At 43.2% G+C, this 20122-nt stretch carries 17 protein-coding genes and 1 other annotated feature; of the genes, 1 reads left to right on the top strand and 16 read right to left on the bottom strand.

Annotation, left to right across the window (positions count from 1 at the left end; translation table 11 throughout):
- Positions 1 to 87 precede the first annotated feature (87 nt).
- From rpoC to rpmG, 11 genes are all read right to left on the bottom strand, one after another.
- On the bottom strand, positions 88 to 3813 hold the full coding sequence (rpoC, locus tag HED67_RS13005) for a DNA-directed RNA polymerase subunit beta' (protein ID WP_221718563.1): 3726 nt from the start codon (positions 3811 to 3813) through the stop codon (positions 88 to 90).
- A 17-nt stretch (positions 3814 to 3830) separates the two neighbouring features.
- On the bottom strand, positions 3831 to 7688 hold the full coding sequence (gene rpoB, locus HED67_RS13000) for a DNA-directed RNA polymerase subunit beta (RefSeq protein ID WP_221718562.1): 3858 nt from the start codon (positions 7686 to 7688) through the stop codon (positions 3831 to 3833).
- Between the two features lie 275 nt (positions 7689 to 7963).
- On the bottom strand, positions 7964 to 9442 hold the full coding sequence (locus HED67_RS12995; protein ID WP_221718561.1) for a YARHG domain-containing protein: 1479 nt from the start codon (positions 9440 to 9442) through the stop codon (positions 7964 to 7966).
- Positions 9443 to 9611: 169 nt separating this feature from the next.
- Positions 9612 to 10526 carry an N-acetylmuramoyl-L-alanine amidase family protein gene (locus tag HED67_RS12990; protein ID WP_221718560.1) on the bottom strand — a complete coding sequence of 305 codons (915 nt, stop codon included), beginning with the start codon at positions 10524 to 10526 and terminating at the stop codon, positions 9612 to 9614.
- Between the two features lie 245 nt (positions 10527 to 10771).
- Positions 10772 to 11143, bottom strand: coding sequence for a 50S ribosomal protein L7/L12 (gene rplL, locus HED67_RS12985; protein WP_015513672.1), 372 nt, complete (start codon positions 11141 to 11143; stop codon positions 10772 to 10774).
- Positions 11144 to 11168: 25 nt separating this feature from the next.
- Positions 11169 to 11663, bottom strand: coding sequence for a 50S ribosomal protein L10 (rplJ, locus tag HED67_RS12980; protein ID WP_221718559.1), 495 nt, complete (start codon positions 11661 to 11663; stop codon positions 11169 to 11171).
- Between the two features lie 32 nt (positions 11664 to 11695).
- Positions 11696 to 11840, bottom strand: a sequence feature (ribosomal protein L10 leader region).
- 54 nt (positions 11841 to 11894) lie between these two features.
- On the bottom strand, positions 11895 to 12587 hold the full coding sequence (gene rplA, locus HED67_RS12975; RefSeq protein ID WP_178438394.1) for a 50S ribosomal protein L1: 693 nt from the start codon (positions 12585 to 12587) through the stop codon (positions 11895 to 11897).
- Positions 12588 to 12651: 64 nt separating this feature from the next.
- Positions 12652 to 13077 (bottom strand): 50S ribosomal protein L11, encoded by a 426-nt coding sequence (gene rplK / locus HED67_RS12970; RefSeq protein WP_015513669.1) that lies wholly within the window; start codon positions 13075 to 13077, stop codon positions 12652 to 12654.
- 86 nt (positions 13078 to 13163) lie between these two features.
- A complete protein-coding gene (gene nusG / locus HED67_RS12965) occupies positions 13164 to 13712 on the bottom strand; it encodes a transcription termination/antitermination protein NusG (RefSeq protein ID WP_178438506.1) in 549 nt (182 codons plus the stop codon).
- Between the two features lie 36 nt (positions 13713 to 13748).
- Complete coding sequence (gene secE / locus HED67_RS12960) at positions 13749 to 13955, bottom strand: preprotein translocase subunit SecE (RefSeq protein ID WP_178438393.1); 207 nt, start codon at positions 13953 to 13955, stop codon at positions 13749 to 13751.
- A gap of 28 nt (positions 13956 to 13983) precedes the next feature.
- Entirely contained in the window at positions 13984 to 14133 is a 150-nt protein-coding gene (gene rpmG, locus HED67_RS12955) for a 50S ribosomal protein L33 (protein ID WP_117528862.1), read from the bottom strand.
- Positions 14134 to 14427: 294 nt separating this feature from the next.
- On the opposite strand from rpmG, the gene HED67_RS12950 reads away from it, so the two are divergent.
- A complete protein-coding gene (locus tag HED67_RS12950) occupies positions 14428 to 15573 on the top strand; it encodes an acyl-CoA dehydrogenase family protein (protein WP_221718558.1) in 1146 nt (381 codons plus the stop codon).
- 17 nt (positions 15574 to 15590) lie between these two features.
- Here HED67_RS12950 and HED67_RS12945 read toward each other — a convergent pair whose 3' ends face one another.
- The 5 genes from HED67_RS12945 to HED67_RS12925 form a co-directional block, all read right to left on the bottom strand.
- The gene (locus HED67_RS12945) at positions 15591 to 16985 is read right to left on the bottom strand and encodes a sigma-54 interaction domain-containing protein (protein ID WP_221718557.1); all 1395 of its coding nucleotides are present in this window, start codon (positions 16983 to 16985) and stop codon (positions 15591 to 15593) included.
- 275 nt (positions 16986 to 17260) lie between these two features.
- Positions 17261 to 18451, bottom strand: a complete 1191-nt coding sequence (locus HED67_RS12940) for a site-specific integrase (RefSeq protein ID WP_032684686.1) — start codon at positions 18449 to 18451, stop codon at positions 17261 to 17263.
- Between the two features lie 77 nt (positions 18452 to 18528).
- A complete protein-coding gene (locus HED67_RS12935) occupies positions 18529 to 18732 on the bottom strand; it encodes an excisionase (RefSeq protein ID WP_002322728.1) in 204 nt (67 codons plus the stop codon).
- A gap of 372 nt (positions 18733 to 19104) precedes the next feature.
- Positions 19105 to 19359: a helix-turn-helix domain-containing protein gene (locus HED67_RS12930; protein ID WP_002322727.1), complete on the bottom strand. Its 255-nt coding sequence runs from the start codon at positions 19357 to 19359 to the stop codon at positions 19105 to 19107.
- Positions 19360 to 19362: 3 nt separating this feature from the next.
- Positions 19363 to 19782 carry an RNA polymerase sigma factor gene (locus HED67_RS12925; protein ID WP_003061815.1) on the bottom strand — a complete coding sequence of 140 codons (420 nt, stop codon included), beginning with the start codon at positions 19780 to 19782 and terminating at the stop codon, positions 19363 to 19365.
- Between the last annotated feature and the right edge of the window lie 340 nt (positions 19783 to 20122).

Genomic DNA, 20122 nt, shown 5'->3' with positions numbered 1-20122 from the left:
GTATGGCCTTTGATACGATGTGATCAGCAACCATACTGCTTCTTAGACTTGTATTATGTTAATGAAAGTTCAAGACCTTCATAACGATTAGTTTTCATCTGTTGTATCGTCTTCAGATTCACCGTCGAATGCATCGTCTTCTGCTTCTTCAGGTGCAGTTTCAACAGCTGTTTCTTCTGTTTCAGCCATATCTTCATCTGCTTCTTCACCTGAGATGCCATCGCTGAGATCAAGATATGCATCGTCATCATCGGCCAGTGTCAGTTCTTCATTCTCGTCGATTTCTGAATCCAGTTTGATTGTACGATAACGCTTCATACCTGTACCGGCAGGAATCAGCTTGCCGAGAAGAACATTTTCTTTCAGACCGATCAGTGGGTCAACCTTACCCTTAATAGCAGCTTCTGTCAGGACTTTTGTTGTCTCCTGGAAGGAAGCAGCTGACAGGAAGGAGTTTGTAGCAAGAGAAGCCTTTGTGATACCAAGCATAACCTGGACACCTTCAGCCGGTCTCTCACCCAGTTCCCTGAGGTTCTCGTTGATTTCCTCGAAGTCAAGAACGTCAACCAGTGTACCAGGCAGGAATTCTGTATCTCCGCTGTTCTCGATACGAATCTTCTTCAGCATCTGACGAACGATAACCTCAACGTGCTTATCATTGATTTCAACACCCTGCAGACGGTATACACGCTGTACTTCCTGGATCATGTAATCCTGAACAGCACGCACGCCTTTGATTCTCAGAATATCATGTGGGTTAACACTACCTTCTGTCAGTTCATCACCGGCTTCAAGTACCTGTCCCTCCTGAACCTTGATACGGGAACCATAAGGGATGAGATATGCTTTGGAATCACCTGTCTCGTCATTTGTAATAACGATTTCACGTTTCTTCTTTGTATCACGGATAGAAACTGTACCGCCGAACTCTGCGATGATGGCAAGACCCTTTGGTTTTCTTGCCTCGAAAAGTTCTTCGACACGAGGAAGACCCTGTGTGATATCATCACCGGCAACACCACCGGTATGGAAAGTACGCATTGTCAGCTGTGTACCAGGTTCACCGATGGACTGAGCAGCGATAATACCGACAGCTTCACCCACCTGAACAACCTGACCAGTTGCCATGTTGGCACCGTAACACTTCGCACAGATACCAAGATGTGAACGACAGGAAAGTGCTGTACGAATCTTCACCTTTGTCACGCCTGCTTCTGCAACCATAGCTGCACGCTTTGGTGTGATCATGTGATCTGCTTTTACAAGGACTTCACCTGTTGCAGGATCTACGATATCGGCAGCAGCGTAACGACCAGTCATACGTTCTTCCAGACTTTCGATCACTTCACGGCCATCCATGAATGCATCGATCCACATACCCGGAATGTTCTCTGAATCTTCGCTACAGTCGATTTCACGAATGATCAGATCCTGGGATACATCAACAAGACGACGCGTCAGGTAACCTGAATCGGCTGTACGGAGAGCTGTATCGGACATACCCTTTCTGGCACCATGGGCAGAAATGAAGTACTCCAGTACGTCAAGACCTTCACGGAAGTTGGACTTGATAGGCAGCTCGATGATTCGACCTGATGTATCAGCCATCAGACCACGCATACCGGCCAGCTGTTTGATCTGCTGGTTGGAACCACGGGCACCTGAATCGGCCATCATGTAAATGTTGTTGTATTTGTCAAGACCATCCAACAGAGCCTTTGTCAGCTGGTCATCTGTCTGTTTCCATGTCTCAATAACAGCTTTGTAACGTTCTTCGTCTGTAACAAGACCACGACGGTACTGTGCTGTAATCTTGGAAATTGTTGCTTCAGCACTTGCAAGAAGCTCTTTCTTAGCTTCAGGCACTGTCATATCTGAAATAGATACAGTGATAGCACTGATTGTTGAATATTTATAACCTGTTGCTTTGATGTAGTCCAGAACTTCCGCTGTCTTTGTTGCACCATGTGTATGAATACACTTGTCAATGATCTGTTTCAGCTGTTTCTTCGCTACCAGGAAGTTGATCTCCGGTACAAGGTCATTATCACGGTTCTCTCTGTCTACATAGCCAAGGTCCTGAGGAATACCTTCATTGAAGATGAAACGGCCCAGTGTAGAGGAAACAACTCTTGTTACCTCTTCTCCACCCACGATACCTGTTCTTCTGACCTTGATCGGAGCCTGAAGTGTGATGATATGGTTCTCATAAGCAAGGATTGCTTCATTAACATCCTTGAAGAACATACCTTCACCCTTATCACCCGGTTTCTCAAGTGTCAAATAATAGATACCAAGGACCATATCCTGTGAAGGAACAGCTACAGGCGCACCATCTGAAGGTTTCAGCAAGTTGTTTGGAGAAAGCAGGATGAAACGGCATTCTGCCTGAGCTTCTACAAACAGCGGTACATGGACAGCCATCTGGTCACCATCGAAATCGGCGTTGAAAGCTGTACAAGCCAGCGGATGCAGCTTGATTGCTTTACCTTCTACCAGTACAGGTTCGAAGGCCTGAATACCAAGACGATGCAGTGTAGGTGCACGGTTCAGCATAACCGGGTGTTCTTTGATAACATCTTCCAGTACATCCCAAACTTCTGTCTGAAGACGTTCTACCATCTTCTTTGCAGACTTGATGTTGTGTGCAATGCCTCTGGATACGAGTTCTTTCATGACGAAAGGCTTGAACAGCTCGATGGCCATTTCCTTTGGCAGACCACACTGATAGAGTTTCAGTTCAGGACCAACGACGATAACGGAACGACCGGAATAGTCAACACGTTTACCAAGAAGATTCTGACGGAAACGACCCTGTTTACCTTTTAACATATCCGAAAGAGACTTCAACGCTCTGTTGCCAGGACCTGTAACAGGACGACCGCGGCGGCCATTATCAATCAGGGCATCAACAGCTTCCTGAAGCATACGCTTTTCATTTCTGACGATAATATCAGGCGCACCCAGCTCAAGAAGACGTTTCAGTCTGTTATTTCTGTTAATGATTCGTCTGTACAGATCATTTAAATCGGATGTTGCAAAACGTCCGCCGTCTAACTGTACCATTGGACGGATATCCGGAGGAATAACCGGAATAACGGTCATGATCATCCATTCAGGCTTGTTGCCTGAGCTTCTGAAAGCTTCAACAACTTCCAGACGTTTGATGATTCTTGCACGTTTCTGGCCTGAAGATGTCTTCAGGTCTTTCTTGAGCTGAACAGCCTCTGTTTCAAGGTCAATGGCCTGCAGAAGCTCCATAATCGCTTCTGCACCCATACCTACACGGAAACTGTCTTCACCGAAGTTCTTGCACTCTTCCTGGTATTCCTTCTCAGATAATACCTGCTTGTTCTCCAGTGTTGTGCTGCCTTTATCCAGCACAACATAGGATGCAAAGTACAGAACCTTCTCAAGGTTTCTCGGTGTCATATCCAGGATCAGACCCATACGGCTAGGGATACCCTTGAAATACCAGATATGAGAAACCGGAGCTGCAAGCTCAATGTGGCCCATACGTTCACGACGAACGCTGGATTTTGTAACTTCAACGCCGCATCGATCGCAGACTACGCCTTTGTAACGGATCTTCTTGTACTTACCGCAATGGCATTCCCAGTCCTTGCTAGGTCCGAAAATCTTTTCGCAGTACAGACCATCCTTCTCAGGCTTTAATGTTCTATAGTTAATCGTTTCAGGCTTCTTGACTTCACCATGGGACCACTGTCTGATCTTCTCAGGGGAAGCCAGACCAATCTTAATGGCGTCGAAAGTCATTGGCTGATAAGCTTCATTACTAACTGTTTCTGGCATGAATGGCACTCCCTTCTCTATTCGTTGTCAGAATCTTCTCCATAAAACTCTTCTGTATCGTCATCGGCACTGCCCTCATCTTCAACATCTACAAACTCACCATCACTGTTGACAGTCTGCTGTTTGTGGACATAATCGCCAAGGGATTCTTCTGTATCAAATCTGAAACCGCCATCGCCCTGCATGATGCTGTTGAAATCGTCATCACCGTAATCAACCGTTTCACCAAGTTCAACTTCTGTCTGGTCATCACGAAGGACTCTGACATCCAGTGCCAGTGACTGCAGCTCTTTGAGCAATACCTTGAAGGATTCAGGAATACCCGGCTCGGAAATATTCTCGCCCTTGATGATGGCTTCGTATGCTTTCACACGACCTGTCACATCATCGGACTTGAATGTCAGGATTTCCTGAAGTGTATATGCTGCACCGTATGCTTCCAGTGCCCAAACCTCCATTTCACCGAAACGCTGTCCGCCGAACTGAGCTTTACCACCAAGAGGCTGCTGTGTAACAAGGGCATAAGGACCTGTGGAACGTGCATGGATCTTATCATCAACCAGATGATGCAGTTTCAGGTAATGCATGAAACCGATTGTAACCGGGCTGTCGAATTCTTCACCTGTACGACCGTCTCTTAACTGGACTTTACCTGTACGGCTGATTGGAACACCCTTCCACTCTTCTCTGTAAGCCTTGTTCTCATCAAGATAATTGTATACTTTTTCATCAAGGGTATCTTTCCATTTTGCTGAAAATTCTTCCCATGATGTATTGACATAATCATTGGCCAGTTCCAGTGTATCCATGATGTCATTTTCATCGGCACCATTGAATACAGGTGTCTCGATCTTAAAGCCAAGCGCTCTTGCAGCAAGACCAAGATGGATTTCCAGAACCTGTCCGATATTCATACGTGAAGGCACACCCAGAGGGTTCAGCACGATATCAAGCGGACGGCCGTTTGGAAGGAATGGCATATCTTCAACAGGCAGAATACGGGAAACGACACCCTTATTACCATGTCGGCCGGCCATCTTATCACCAACGGAAATCTTTCTCTTCTGTGCAATATAGACACGTACGCACTGGTTAACACCCGGTGACAGTTCATCACCGTTTTCTCTTGTAAATACCTTCGCATCCAGAATGATACCATATTCACCATGCGGTACCTTCAGGGATGTATCTCTGACTTCACGTGCCTTCTCACCAAAGATGGCACGGAGCAGTCTTTCCTCTGCTGTCAGTTCTGTTTCACCCTTTGGTGTCACTTTACCGACAAGGATATCTCCGGCACGAACCTCTGCACCGACACGAATAATACCTCTTTCATCAAGGTTCTTCAGTGCATCATCACCAACACCCGGTACATCACGTGTGATCTCTTCAGGTCCGAGCTTTGTATCTCTGGCTTCTGCTTCGTATTCGGAAATATGGATAGATGTATAAACATCTTCCTGCACAAGACGTTCACTCAACAGAACGGCATCCTCGAAGTTGTAACCTTCCCATGTCATGAAACCGATCAGTGGGTTCTTACCAAGGGCTAATTCACCCTGTGATGTAGAAGGACCATCGGCCAGAACATCGCCTTTTTCTACTCTGTCGCCTCTGAATACAATCGGACGCTGGTTGTAGCATGCACCCTGGTTGGATCCGGAGAACTTGAGCAGTTTATAAGTATCTCTTGTGCCGTCATCAGCTTTGATGATGACTTCATTTGATGCGGAGCGTTCTACAACACCGCCACGTTTTGCAACAACACAGACACCTGAGTCTACGGCTGCTTTAGCTTCCATACCTGTACCAACAACCGGTGAGTCAGTCAGCATCAAAGGAACGGCCTGACGCTGCATGTTGGAACCCATCAGAGCACGGTTCGCATCATCGTTCTGAAGGAATGGGATCATAGATGTTGCAACAGAGAATACCATTCTAGGAGATACATCCATCAGGTCAACCTGTGAACGCTGGAAGGATGTTGTCTCTTCACGGAAACGTCCGGAAACTGTCTTGTTCACGAAGTAACCGTTCTCATCGATCGGCTCATTGGCCTGTGCAACTCTGTACTTATCTTCTTCATCGGCTGTCATATAAGCAACATCATCTGTAACACGAGGATTCTTAGGATCTGTCTTGTCAAGGATTCTGTAAGGTGCCTCAATGAAACCGTACTGATTGATTCTTGCGAAACTTGCAAGGGAGTTGATCAGACCGATGTTAGGACCTTCAGGTGTCTCGACAGGACACATTCTGCCGTAATGTGTATAATGTACGTCTCGAACTTCGAAACCGGCTCTGTCTCGTGAAAGACCGCCAGGACCGAGGGCTGAAAGACGTCTCTTATGTGTTAACTCGGAAAGCGGGTTATTCTGATCCATAAACTGTGACAGCTGGGAACTTCCGAAGAATTCCTTTACCGCTGCAGTTACAGGCTTGATATTGATCAGAGACTGTGCAGAAACACCTTCCAGATCCTGTGTTGTCATACGTTCGCGTACAACACGCTCCATTCTGGAAAGACCGATTCTATACTGGTTCTGAAGCAGTTCGCCGACAGCTCTGATACGACGGTTGCCCAAATGGTCAATATCATCTGCATTACCCACACCATATTCAAGATGCATATTGTAGTTGATAGAAGCAAAGATATCTTCCTTTGTAATATGCATAGGAACAAGGTCTGCCGCATTCTTCTTAATTGCATCTTTGATATCTTCAATATCATCGTTCTCATCAAGGATCTGACGAAGAACAGGATAATATACATACTTCTCAGTAATGCCAAGTGTCTCCGGTTCAACATCCACAAAGCTGGTCAGTTCTACCATCATATTGGAAAGGACCTTCTCTACACGTTCTTCTGTCTGAACATAGACAGCAGCAACGCCGGCATTCTGGATCTTCTCAGCCAACTCTTCTGTCACCATTGTATCTGCTTCCGCAATGATCTCGCCTGTTGTCTCATCAACAACATCTTCAGCCAGCTCAAAACCTGCGATACGGTTCTTCAGTGCCAGTTTCTTGTTGAACTTATAACGACCAACCTTTGCCAGGTCATATCTTCTAGGATCAAAGAACATAGCGTTGATGAGGCTCTCTGCACTTTCTACAGCCAGAGGTTCACCCGGACGGATCTTCTTGTATAACTCAAGCAGACCGCTCTGATAGCTATCGGATGCATCTTTATTGCTGGCCAGTGTTGCCATGATCTTCGGCTCCTCACCAAAGAGTTCCATGATTTCCTGGTTTGTACCAACACCAAGAGCACGGATCAGTACTGTAACAGGCACTTTACGTGTTCTGTCCACACGTACATAATAAACATCATTGGAATCTGTCTCATATTCCAGCCATGCACCACGGTTAGGGATAACTGTAGCGGAGTAGAGCTCCTTACCAAGCTTATCATGACCTACACCATAGTAAATGCCAGGAGAACGTACCAACTGGCTGACGATAACTCGTTCAGCACCATTGATAACGAATGTGCCTGTTGCTGTCATCAGCGGCAGATCTCCCATGAAGATCTCATGCTCGCTGAAACTATCTGTTTCTTTATTAATTAAACGAACTTTCACCTTTAAAGGTGCCGCATATGTTGCATCACGTTCTTTACACTCTTCGATGGAATACTTTGCTTCCTCTTCACGTAAACTAAAATCTGTGAATTCAAGACTAAGATGACCACTGTAGTCTGTGATCGGAGAAATGTCTTCAAAAACTTCCTTCAGGCCCTTCTTCAGGAACCAGTCATAGGAATTTTTCTGAACTTCAATGAGATTCGGCATCTCAAGAACTTCCTTCTGACGGGAATAGCTCATACGGATGTTTCTACCTGATTTAACCGGTTTAATTCTGCTTTTATTCATTGACGTTTTTCACTCCCTGAATGATAAATCAACAAGTTCTATCTGCTTACCAGGCTAAAGCGCCTAATATACCATAATAATGCAGTAATATATACTAACATAATTTTCAAGTCCTGTCAACAAATTTATATTGTTTTTTCGTATTTTTTCAAAAACGACTCTCCCTACCGGCCGCGATGCAGATATCTTCTTATTCTTCTCTGTCGTAAATACCTGTAAAATCCAAAAGAGACCGCCGCACTTTTCTTTCTCTTCAGTGCGGCAGTCTACTTATATTATTCATAAGACTGAATTAACTCAATATTCTGAATTTCATAATCATTAAATACGGATGTTGAAAAATCTTCCGGATTCACAGTGCCCTTATACCAGGATTTGCTGTTGAAGTACGCCTGAAGTTCACTGTCATTGAACTTACGTCCGTGACGGGCATAAATTTCATTACGTGCGATCATCAACTGATAACTTGAAAGATTCTTCACATCTGCTGCTGACAGATAGCTGCTGCTGCTGTTTGGCAGAACATAACCTGATGAAGATCCGTTTGAAGAAGAATTATTGTTATTGCTGTTGCTGTTATTCTTCGTCTCGGATGTCTGGTTCTTCTTTTTCTCAGCTGCCTTTGATTCTGCCGCTCTGGACTCAGCCGCCCTTGATTCTGCTGCTCTGGACTCAGCGGCCCGTTTAGCTGCTGCCTCAGATTCTGCCCTTGCCTGCTCCTCTGCTTTCTGCTGCTCAATACTCTTCTTAATAGAAGCTACTTCTTTCTTCCATGAATTCAATGTATTGATAGCCTGTGCATAATCTTCCTCTTTTGTATACTGATCAACCTTCTTGCTATAGGCATCCAGTTTCTTCTGATCATCTGAGCTGACATAATCTTTGTCCAGGTCTGTACTTGAAATATCATTCTTCAGATTCTGGATTGCCTTCATATTGTCTGCTTTGAGATTTGTTGCAAGTGCATCCAACTGTTTCTGAAAATCAGATACCTTTTCATAATCGCAGTCCTTCTGGGCTTTCTCTGCATCTTTCTTCAAAGTCTCATAGTTTTTCTTATAAGTATCTGTAATGGAATAAGTAGAAAGTGCCTGATCCATGCCGGATACAAAAGCATCCAGTGATGTCTTGCCATTTGCAACGGTCGTATAAGTATTCTCAACTTCACTCCATTGCTTATTCAATTCAGTAATCTGCTTCAGATCACCTGCATCAATGGCATCCTGGCATTCCTTCATAAAATCAGTAAAATAGGACTGGTGAGTACCAAAATCCCTGCCGTCCAGTTTTTCTGACTGAAAAGATGCCACTTTCTGTTCAAAATCCGCAACCGTCTTCTTGTCCATCTGCATCTTATAGGCATAACCGGAACCGGCACCAATGGCTATCAAAATAATGATCACTATGGCTGCAATGCCTTTCTTGCTCTTCTTCTTCTGAACAGGCACTGTTTCCACATCATCATCAAAAGGTTCTCCAAGCCACTCTGCCTCTTTCTTGCGTTCTTTCATTTCATGCTTTCTCTGAACAGACCGCTTATGTTCTTCCTTGGCATGTTCTGCACGCAGCTTATCAAGTTCTGCTTTCTTCTTCTGACGCTGCTCTTCCAGTTCTCTCTCCTGTGCTTCAATTGCCTCTATTTCTTTGAGATAATCAAAATCATCATCCTTATCTGTTGACGGTGCATCCGATGTATTCTGGTCATCCTCTAATACATCGAAATCTCTGTCATCTCTATCTTCTGTATCACTCATGCATTCCCCTCCATTTCTCTAATAACCGCGCTGTATGACAGCATGCTGCGAAAATCCAAAATAACCGCAAATTATTACATATATATTACAGATTATAAACCATTCATCCTTTAAAGTCAATTTGCAACTGTCCGGAGTACCTTTAATCCGCATAATCTTAAGGTTTTCGTTATTTTTTCTCTAAACCGTAATAATCAGCAATTGCATCTGCATCCGCCACACCCATAGCCTTCAGTTTTTCTTCATCTTTTAATATGGCATTATCATGAGCATTGTCCATATAGGCATGTTCAATAATCATCCCCGGGTGACCGCCTTCAACACTGTAACTGATCAGATAATACCAGTCCTGTACGCTGCCATCATCATAATGGCCTTTTTCCTCCTTGGTACGTACAAATACACCTCTCGGATTCAGATCAAGTGCCGAAAGGTGATCCAGTACTAACTGTCCTAATTTCTTCCCTTCCTCTGTATAAGCACTGTAATTGGACACATAAACCTCCGTACCATTGGCCTCTGCCCCATAGACACCCGTTGTCCCATTGTTGTGCAGGCTCACAAACAGATCTGCATCCAGATCCGTTGCATATTTCGTTCTTGCCTCAATACAGTATTCTCCCTGATGTTCCGCATCCGGACAGCTGCCATCCTCCCTTGTCATATAAACCTTAATGCCCTGATATTGTTCCAGCTGATCCCGACAAGCCAAAGCAATGGCCAGATTCAGATCCTGCTCATTCACTCCCAGATCCGGATGATTTCTGGTACAATACTCTGAATCATGCCCCGGGTCCAATACGAGTACAATCGGATCAACTGCCCTTTCGTTCTCTGTCTCAGACACCCTTTGAAGTTCCGTCTCTGATTCATTTGCCATCACCTGCTCTTTCCGGCTTTCTGTTTCACTCCCGGTTTCTTCCGATGCAGCCGCTTCTGTTTCTGTTGATGTCATCGTGTCACCTGCCATGCTGCCTGTATCTCCTGAATTCACATCTCCGCCAGTCCGTCTGCATCCTGCCAACACCACTCCAATCAAAAGTACCGCTGCTAAATAACCCCTCCACTTTCTCTTCCTCTTCATCTGTATATAAACCTCTCTTTTCAAAACAAATTACCACAGAACAGTTCTCATTTCATGTCCTCAGTTTTATGACTAATTGCGAAACGTTACACACTACTGACAACTATAGCGTTTCGCAATAACTCATAGAACAAAGTGTGCATCACAGACGCGTTAATGCCTGTTTATTTAATAGGAAATTCCCTATTAAATAAACAAAAGGCACCTCCGAGGAGATGCCTTCCATATCATATTGTAAAGTACAATTATTTAACTGTAACTTTAGCGCCTTCTGCTTCAAGTTTAGCCTTGATGTCTTCAGCTTCTTCTTTGCTAACAGCTTCTTTAAGTGTCTTAGGAGCGCTGTCAACTGCTTCTTTAGCTTCTTTAAGGCCAAGACCTGTGATTTCACGAACAACTTTGATAACCTTAACTTTGTTAGGGCCAACTTCTGTTAATTCAACATCGAATTCAGTCTTTTCTTCTGCTGCTTCACCAGCACCTGCTGCTGCTACAACAACGCCTGCTGCTGCGGATACACCAAATTCTTCTTCACATGCTTTTACTAATTCATTTAACTCTAATACTGATAACTCTTTAATAGCTTCGATAAATTCAGCTGTTGTTAATTTTGCCATTTTAAAATACCTCCGTTTTTAGATTTTATGCAACTTCTTCTTTGCTTTCAGCGATCTGCTTAATAACACGAGCAAAGTTGGTAATAGGGGACTGGATACTTCCAAGTAATTTTCCGAGCAGTACTTCTCTTGATGGAATTGTAGCGATAACCTGGATCATCTTCTCATCATAGAATGTACCATCTACAACACCGCCCTTAAGTTCAAGGTTCGGCATTTTCTTAGTTGCTTCATATAATACTCTTGCTGGAGCTGTTGCATCTGAAGCGCTTGTTGCGATAGCTGTTGGGCCTTCGCAAAGATCTGTTACAGCTTCAAATGCTGTACCTTTAACTGCACGTTTGATTAAAGTATTCTTGTATACTTTGTAATCAACACCTGCTTCTCTTAAAGCCTTACGAAGCTGTGTATCTTCTTCTACTGTCAGACCACGATAGTCAACCAGAACCATTGCCTGAGCATCAGCTAAATAACCAGCGATCTCATCAACGATTGGCTGTTTGATTTCTACTTTTGCCATTATTGGTGCACCTCCTTATAGAATAATCGTGTGTACCGCCAAAAAAACCTCTCCGGCTGCCCAGAGAGGTCTTGTTATAAGTCGAGTTCGTAAAGAACACCTATAATCTCCCTCGGTAGGCGTTTTCTCCTTATGCCTTACGGCACCTACTGTCTTTGGCAGTTTTGCTCTGATATTATATCATCATTTATATTGGTTGTCAATCAAAAAACCACAACAAATTAAAAATAATTAAACAAGTTTAACTGGGTTTAATTTGATACCAGGGCCCATTGTTGAAGTGATTGTTACGCTTCTCAGGTACTGACCCTTAGCAGCTGCTGGTTTTGCCTTAACGATTGCGCCCATTAATGTATGGAAGTTGTCCGCTAACTGTTCTTCTGTGAAAGAAGCTTTACCAACTGGTACATGGATAATGTTTGTCTTATCCAGTCTATATTCGATCTTACCAGCTTTGATATCATTAATAGCCTTTGTAACATCCATTGTAACTGTACCGGCTTTTGGGTTTGGCATTAAGCCTTTAGGACCGAGAACACGACCCAGACGACCAACAACACCCATCATATCCGGTGTAGCTACTACAACGTCAAAGTCAAGCCATCCCTCATTCTGGATCTTCGGAACAAGTTCCTGTCCACCAACGTAATCAGCACCTGCTGCCTGAGCTTCTTCTACTTTGTCGCCCTTAGCAAATACAAGAACTTTAACTTTCTTACCTGTACCATGAGGCAGTACAACTGCACCACGTACCTGCTGATCAGCATGACGGCCATCAACACCCAGTTTGATATGAGCTTCGATTGTCTCATCAAACTTAGCGTTTGCTGTTTTCTTAATGATACTAACTGCTTCTTCTACATCATAAAGATTTGTACGATCTACTAATTTGGCAGATTCTACATATCTCTTACCTTTTTTCATGATAAATCCTCCTTGTGGTAATATCGGGAGCGACCCTCCCACTGTTATTTAACAAGTATTCGTATTAGTCTTCTACTGTGATACCCATGCTTCTTGCTGTACCAGCGATCATGCTGATAGCTGCATCGATAGATGCTGCATTTAAGTCAGGCATCTTCAGTTCTGCGATCTTCTGAACTTCTGCTCTGGAGATAGTAGCTACTTTCTGCTTCTTGGAGTTTGCAGAACCGGACTCAATCTTGCAAGCTTTCTTTAATAACATAGCTGCAGGTGGAGTCTTTGTGATGAAGCTGAAGCTTCTATCATTATAAACAGTGATAACAACCGGGATGATCATACCAGCCTGATCAGCTGTTCTAGCATTGAATTCCTTTGTGAACTGTACAATATTAACACCGTGCTGGCCTAATGCCGGACCTACTGGTGGAGCCGGTGTAGCCTTTGCTGCAGGGATCTGTAATTTAATATATCCTGTTACTTTCTTCGCCATTATTAGCGCACCTCCTGAAAATTGTGGTAATGTCGGGGATTTCCCTCCCACTGTCCATGACCCGCGTCATGAACCGTACGTAAATGTTACATTTTCCTGATATCTAAGAAACTGATTTCGACTGCGGTTTCACGGCCAAACATATCAAGTCCGACAGTTACTGTTCCTCTGTCTGAGTTTACAGACTGTACAATACCTTCTTTGTCCTGCCATGCACCAGACACAATATTGACCATGTCACCTTCTTCAACATCAACAAGAATCATCTGATCCGGCTCATCCTTCTCAGCCTCTTCACCGTCCATGCTGATACCCATTGCAACCATCTCATCCTCAGTCAGCGGAACCGGTTTGGATTCCGGACCGACAAATCCTGTCACACCACGGGTATTGCGGATAACATACCATGTCTCATCGTTCATAATCATATGGAGTAAAACATAGCCCGGGAAGAGTTTCTTCTTAACCGTTTTCTTCTTGCCGTCTTTTACCTCAATGACTTCCTGAACAGGCACCTGAACATCAAGGATCTGATCCTCCAGATGAAGATTCTGAATAGACTTGTCAATATTCGTTTTAACCTTATTCTCATAACCGGAATAGGTATGAACTACATACCACATCGGGTCTTCCAAATATTCATTCCTGTCTGCCATATTCTCACCCTTCTGTTATAATGAAATGATCACATCTGTCAGCAGAAGTAAAACTCTGTCTAATACAGCAATAACCACTCCAAGCAGTATGGAAACAGCAAGGACAACAGCGGACCTTCTGGCAGCTTCTTCCTTTGTCGGCCAGATGATTCTCTTGAACTGAGCTTTAATGGCGTCCAACCAATTTGTCTTCTTAGTTGTCTCATTAGTTGCATTGCCCATGTTATTCACTCCTCACAGTCATCCTAAATTACTTTGTTTCTTTGTGTAATGTGTGTTTCTTACAGAATTTACAATATTTCTTTGTTTCCATTCTGTCAGGATGAGTCTTCTTCTCTTTTGTCATGTTGTAATTACGCTGTTTGCATTCTGTACATGCCAATGTTATCTTAACGCGCACAACTTCCACCTCCGTTAAATTTAATCTGAGTGTGTCTCCTGCTCCGCTAAAGCAGGATAAGTTACCTGGTCTTAATTTTAGGCATAAAAAAAAGACCTCTTCCATTACATAGCTTTACCACTATAGCACATTTATACCGCATTCGTCAACAATTTATTGAAAAATTATTTTAAAATGTCAAATATAGATTGGCATAATATTTGCTTTATTTACTTAATATCAAGCTTTATATCTCAATAATCCCGTCATCCTTTACGGCATGACTGAACTTCAAAACACGAAGGAGGAATATGTATGTCTTTATTACTTACTGATGAGCAAAAAATGATCCGTGACCTGGCCAAGAATTTCGCAACAAAGAAGGTGGCTCCTCTGGCAGCTGAAATGGATCTGACCGGTGAAATTCATCCTGCTCTTATTCAGGAGCTTGCCGATGTTGGTTTCCTTGGCATTAACATTCCCGAAGCCTATGGCGGAACAGGCATGGACAATATCGCCAAATGCCTGATGATCATGGAAATCGCCAAAGTATGTGCCAGTACTGCCGAACTGATTGCCGTCCATACCCTCACTAATGAAATCATTTTAAAAAACGGTACTGAAGAGCAGAAAAAGAAATATCTTCCAAAAGCTGCTTCCGGTGCTGTCGGTGCCTTCGCTCTGACCGAGGCCGGTGCCGGCTCCGATGCTGCTTCCGCCCGCACGAAAGCCATTGCAAAGGGAAATGATTACATCATCAACGGCAGCAAGTGCTTCATCAGCAATATGGGCCCGAATGAAGGGGATTACGTTATTCTGATTGCACTCACAGAGCCTTCTCTGAAAACAAAAGGTCTTTCTGCCATTATCGTTGACAGAGATACTCCGGGATTTTCCGTAGGCAAAACAGAAGACAAGATGGGCATCCGCTCTGCTGCTGTGTCAGAATTGATTTTCAATGACTGCTGCGTACCTCGCACACAGCTTCTCGGCAAGGAAGGCAAAGGCTTCTCCATTGCCATGGCTGGTCTTGACAGCGGCCGTATCGGTATCGCTTCCCAGGCTGTCGGCTTATGTCAGGGGGCTATTAACGCTGCTGTTACTTATTCCAGTGAGCGTACACAGTTTGGCAAGCCAATCAATGCCAACCAGGGAATCCAGTGGTATCTGGCAGATATGGCAACCCGCACAGAAGCTGCCCTGCAGCTGACAATCAATGCTGCACGGCTTCATGATGCCGGTATGCCGATCACTAAAGAAGCCTCCATGGCCAAATATTATGCCTCCGAGGCCGCAGTATATGTCACCAATAAAGCCCTTCAAATCCATGGCGGCTACGGCTATATGAAAGACTATGCCATCGAAAGAATGTACCGTGATGCCCGGATTATTCCGCTGTATGAAGGGACATCTGAAGTCCAGAAGATGGTTATCTCCCGTGCTGTCATCTCCGGCAAATAGTTTCTGCCCGGTCATTTCTAAAATTCTATATGATGTTTTTTTAATTTTTTATATAGCAGGCTGCGCTCTATTCCCAGCGCAGCCGCTGCTGCTGTCATATTTTTGTTTTTGTGAAGTGCTTCCTCCAACAGAATTTTTTCCAAATGATTCATCTTTTCCTTCAATGTCATCTCTTCAGTATCTGACATGATCCATTCTTCTTTGTGGTTGTCTGTAATAACTTTCGGCAGGTTATCCATGGTGATCATATTGTTCTCACAGGTTGCATAAGCACTGGAAATGACATTCTGCAACTCTCTTACATTGCCCGGCCAGCTGTGTGCCTTCAGACACCTCTTTGCAGCATCACTCAGACTGACCTCTGTCTTATACTGCTGATTCAGCTGATCAAGATAATTCGTCGCATGAAGGATTATATCATGCGGGCACGCTCTTAAGGGTACCGTCTGAATATTCACAACCGCAAGACGATAATACAGATCTTCTCTGAAGGTTCCTTCCTGCACCATCTCCATCAGATTCAGACGGGTTGCTGATATGATCCTCACATCAATCGGTATCGGCCGATTTCCGCCGACACGTTCAATCTCATGTTCCTGCAAAACTCTCAAAAGCTTGACCTGCATATGCAGCGGCATATCGCCAATCTCATCCAAAAAGAAGGTTCCTTTATTGGCCATCTCAAATTTGCCGATTTTCCCTTGTCTTTTGGCTCCGGTAAATGATCCACCCTCATAGCCAAAGAGTTCCGATTCCAGCAATTCTGCCGGTATAGCCCCGCAATTAATGGCCACAAAAGGCTCTGCACTGCGGCTGCTTTCCATATGAATGGATTTGGCGATAACTTCCTTACCGGTACCTGTTTCTCCTGTGATCAGCACCGGGAAATCCGTTTTGGCAATACGCATGCCAAGGTTTTTCACATGCTGGATCTTCGGATCATTGCCCCTGAAATTTGCAAAACCGCCTTCCTTCTGCATCTGATCCTGATACTCCTGTTTGTAATAATTCAGTTCTGTCTCTCTGTACTTCTGTGATGTATCCAAGGCACGCTGACGAAATTTCATATGTGCCGCTGCCCCCAGCAGCTGATCCTGAGCATCAAAAATACAAAACCGATTGGCTGCTGCATAAACTTCCTCATCATCCCTTGTTTCCCCCGGTTTATAAGGATGCACATAGACATTATTGCCGTCTCCGGCATATCTTTTCTTAAGAACATCCAACATTGAAGTCGTTGATATCACCTCATTGATGGGACGTCCTATAATTTCATCCCTCCCCCGCGCCAGAAAATCACAATAGTTTTCATTAATCTCCCTGATAATCCCCTCTTTATCTACAACAATGAATCCATCTTCTGTCTTCTTCAAAAATTCATCCAATACCCTTTTGCTCATCTCTGCGTCCATTATCTGCCACCTTCTCTTTTGTTTATGTTCAATAGTCGTTTTTCAATTCTACTAAACAGATACTATTTTCTATCCATTATTATAAACTTTTCTTTATATCAAAAACTTACTAAATTTCTGATTATCTTTTCATAAGTTGGTAAATGCCGATATATCCCGTATTTTAGGGCTTTATCGGTATTTTCCTTTTGGAAGATACCTTGCATAAGCTAGCATTTACCAGCATGAAAATGCAACCAAAAGTAGTAAATGAGTAGTAAATATACGCTCCGATATTAACAAGCCAGTCTTTCCAGCTCCGCTTTTGCAGATTGAAATGTACCGTGTGCGTAATAGCCAAGTGTCATGGTTATGTTAGCGTGTCCCATGAGATATTGCAGAGTATTTGGGTTCATTCCTCTGTTTGCCATATTCGTACAATAAGTATGTCGGAATGAATGTGGTGTGATGTTCGGTAACTTGTCCGTGTGATACTTGTTATACTTCTTAATTAGTCCTCGCACCATGCCCTCATAGTTTCCTGCAACTTTAGGTAAGCCCTCACGGTTCAAGAATAGGAAATTGCTATAACCACCTACAATCAACGGTTGTGCCTTTCCTCTGTTCTTTAGTATTCTTTGGATTGCTTGATAAGCCCGTTCTGTCAATGGAAGTTCTCGTTTTCCGTTTTTGGTCTTTGGCGTTTCAATATAGTAGCCGATTTCGCTGTCTTTCAATAACTGGTGGTCTATATTGAGTATTCTGTTCTGCATATCAATATGCGTCGTTAGTCCGCAAAATTCAGAAATACGAAGTCCCGTTTCCAGCAGAAGCACAACCTCATCATAATACTTGCTGTAAATCTTATCCTTTTCCATAAAGGCAAGCAGGCGTTCTTCCTGCTCTGGTGTAAGGATAACTTTCTGCTCCGTATCATCTTCCAGAACATCACTTAGCTTAAATTCAAACGGGTTCTTTCTGATACAGTCGTCTTGTATCGCCATGTAAAATGACGCTTTCAAGGAACGCTTGTAGTTATCAATCGTTTTATAGGCGTATCCTTTTTCGCTCATTCTGATAGCCCATTCTTTAGCGTCCGACTGCTTAACAGTATCAATCGCCCTCATACCCAATGGGTCATTTTTCAGAGCGTTCATAAGATACTGTCGTCCTTTTTCAGTAGCCCTCTTGATGTTCTTTCTTTGGCTGTTCTTCTTGTCGTAGAGCTGGCAGACTGTCATTTTACCGCCTGCTGTATCGATACCGTCGTTAAGGTCTTTTTTAATCTGTGCTTCTTTTTCCCTCAACGATATATCATCACGCTTTCCAGCAGGTGTCTTGTCTGTCGGTACAAGTTTCCAAGAATAGATAAATTGTGGCTTTCCGTATATATCGGTATATTTATAAACGTATCTTCCGTCTTTTCGCTGGCTCTCTCCATTACGCAAATTGCGATTTTTACTGTCTTTTCGTTTTACATTAGACATAGTGTAAAGCTCCTTTCCGTCATGGAACGAGCCGTGATACGCTATATTTATTATACCATATCTACGGCTCAATGACATTAGATTTCGTCCAATGTATCTATGATTTTTTCAAATTGTTTTCGCTTAATCTGAATACGGTTGCCGTTCACGATAACCCAGCCAGCGTCAAGATTTTCTTCGGCTAATTTACGCAATTTCTTTTCGCCAATGCGGAAGTATTTGGACGCTTCTTCAACCGTCAGCGTATATTTTTCCCAAATAGGCACATCAGTATTGTTCATAATCTATGCACCCCCTTTACTGTGTGTCGTTTTTTACAAGCAGGCAGACGGCTTTGGAAAGCTCCATTAGTATCTCAACTATTCCCATTCTTGTGGGCAGAACCGCACCATGCGGACGTATCATTATTCTGTGAGGATAGGTCGTGGCAAAACAACTTTTCCAACAGTCGCTCTCGGATCACTGCGTGGGTCGCTCGCTTTCTTTTGAAAAGGTCGTGGCGTACAGTCCCCGTGGCTCGCCATCTCACAAACGTATCTGTCTGCTTTATTCAGTTGTCAAAGAGCTGTGGCGAAAGCGTGTTGCTTTCATATAAAAGCAGGTGGCAGAGCAGGAAAGAGGGGGATATTAAATCATGCTCCGCTAAAAACTGCTTATTCTTCTGGTTCTAAGTCCATATCTTCAATATCAAAACCTAAAATCATTTTGATAAGTGCTTCTCTGATACGTCCTTTTAATTCCATATCTACAACGATATAAACATTGCCGTATTCATCATAAAGTGAACGCAAACAGCACTTTGATATGTAAGGGTCATAAAATGCCAGTAATTTTTCAATCGCTTTTTCGTTTCCGTCCATAGCTGATGAAATCAAGTAATAAGACGGTTTCTTAAATAACTGTTTCATTTTCTAATGTTCCTCCTTGAGTATTTTTTTCATAGTTTCCAAAGCGTGATGTCGGTTTCTAAATACACCGCTTTGCGTGATTTTCTGCAAGTTGGCAATTTCACTTTCTGTCATTTCCAAGAAGTAATACATCAACAGAGTATTGCGTTTTCTTTCTGGAAGTTTCTTCAAGGCTTCTGCCAATTCATCATCAAGGACACGAATATCAATGCCACATACTGAAAAGATTGTATAATCTGTTTCGTAGTCGTCCCAAACAGCCATTTTATCAACAAGGACATCTGGCAATTCGCTGAAAGATATTTCTTTATTCTTACGACGGTTTAATTCCTTGTAATAATCTTTCACGACACTACGGACAACTTTCTTTAAACAACTTTCAAAACGACATTGAACTGTTTTCTGGAAGTCAGACGGTTTCATCAATCTCACCTCCTTTCCTTTATGATTTGAAAAGTGTTTATCCCTCTTTCCGCACCATATAAGGACAGCTAGGTGTGATTTAATGACCTCTTTTGAAAAATTTTTTAAATTTTTTCGGGTATGAAAAAAGCCCGCACAAAACATATAGTCTGTACGAGCCTTTAAAGCTAAAACATATTCAATTTTTAATAGTGTGCTATTAGGTGGGATTTGATTGCAAATAATTGTACTTAAAGCTTTCCATAACGCAAGCCCCCTTAAAGCACAATGTCATTAACTTAAAGCAGAAGATATTTATTCTAAAAGGATTAGATATCTTCTGCTTTTTTTGATATGCTTA

This window comes from Pseudocoprococcus catus (genome assembly GCF_019734885.1).
Classification (GTDB): domain Bacteria; phylum Bacillota; class Clostridia; order Lachnospirales; family Lachnospiraceae; genus Coprococcus_A; species Coprococcus_A catus.
This window is presented reverse-complemented; position numbering and strand designations above follow the sequence as displayed.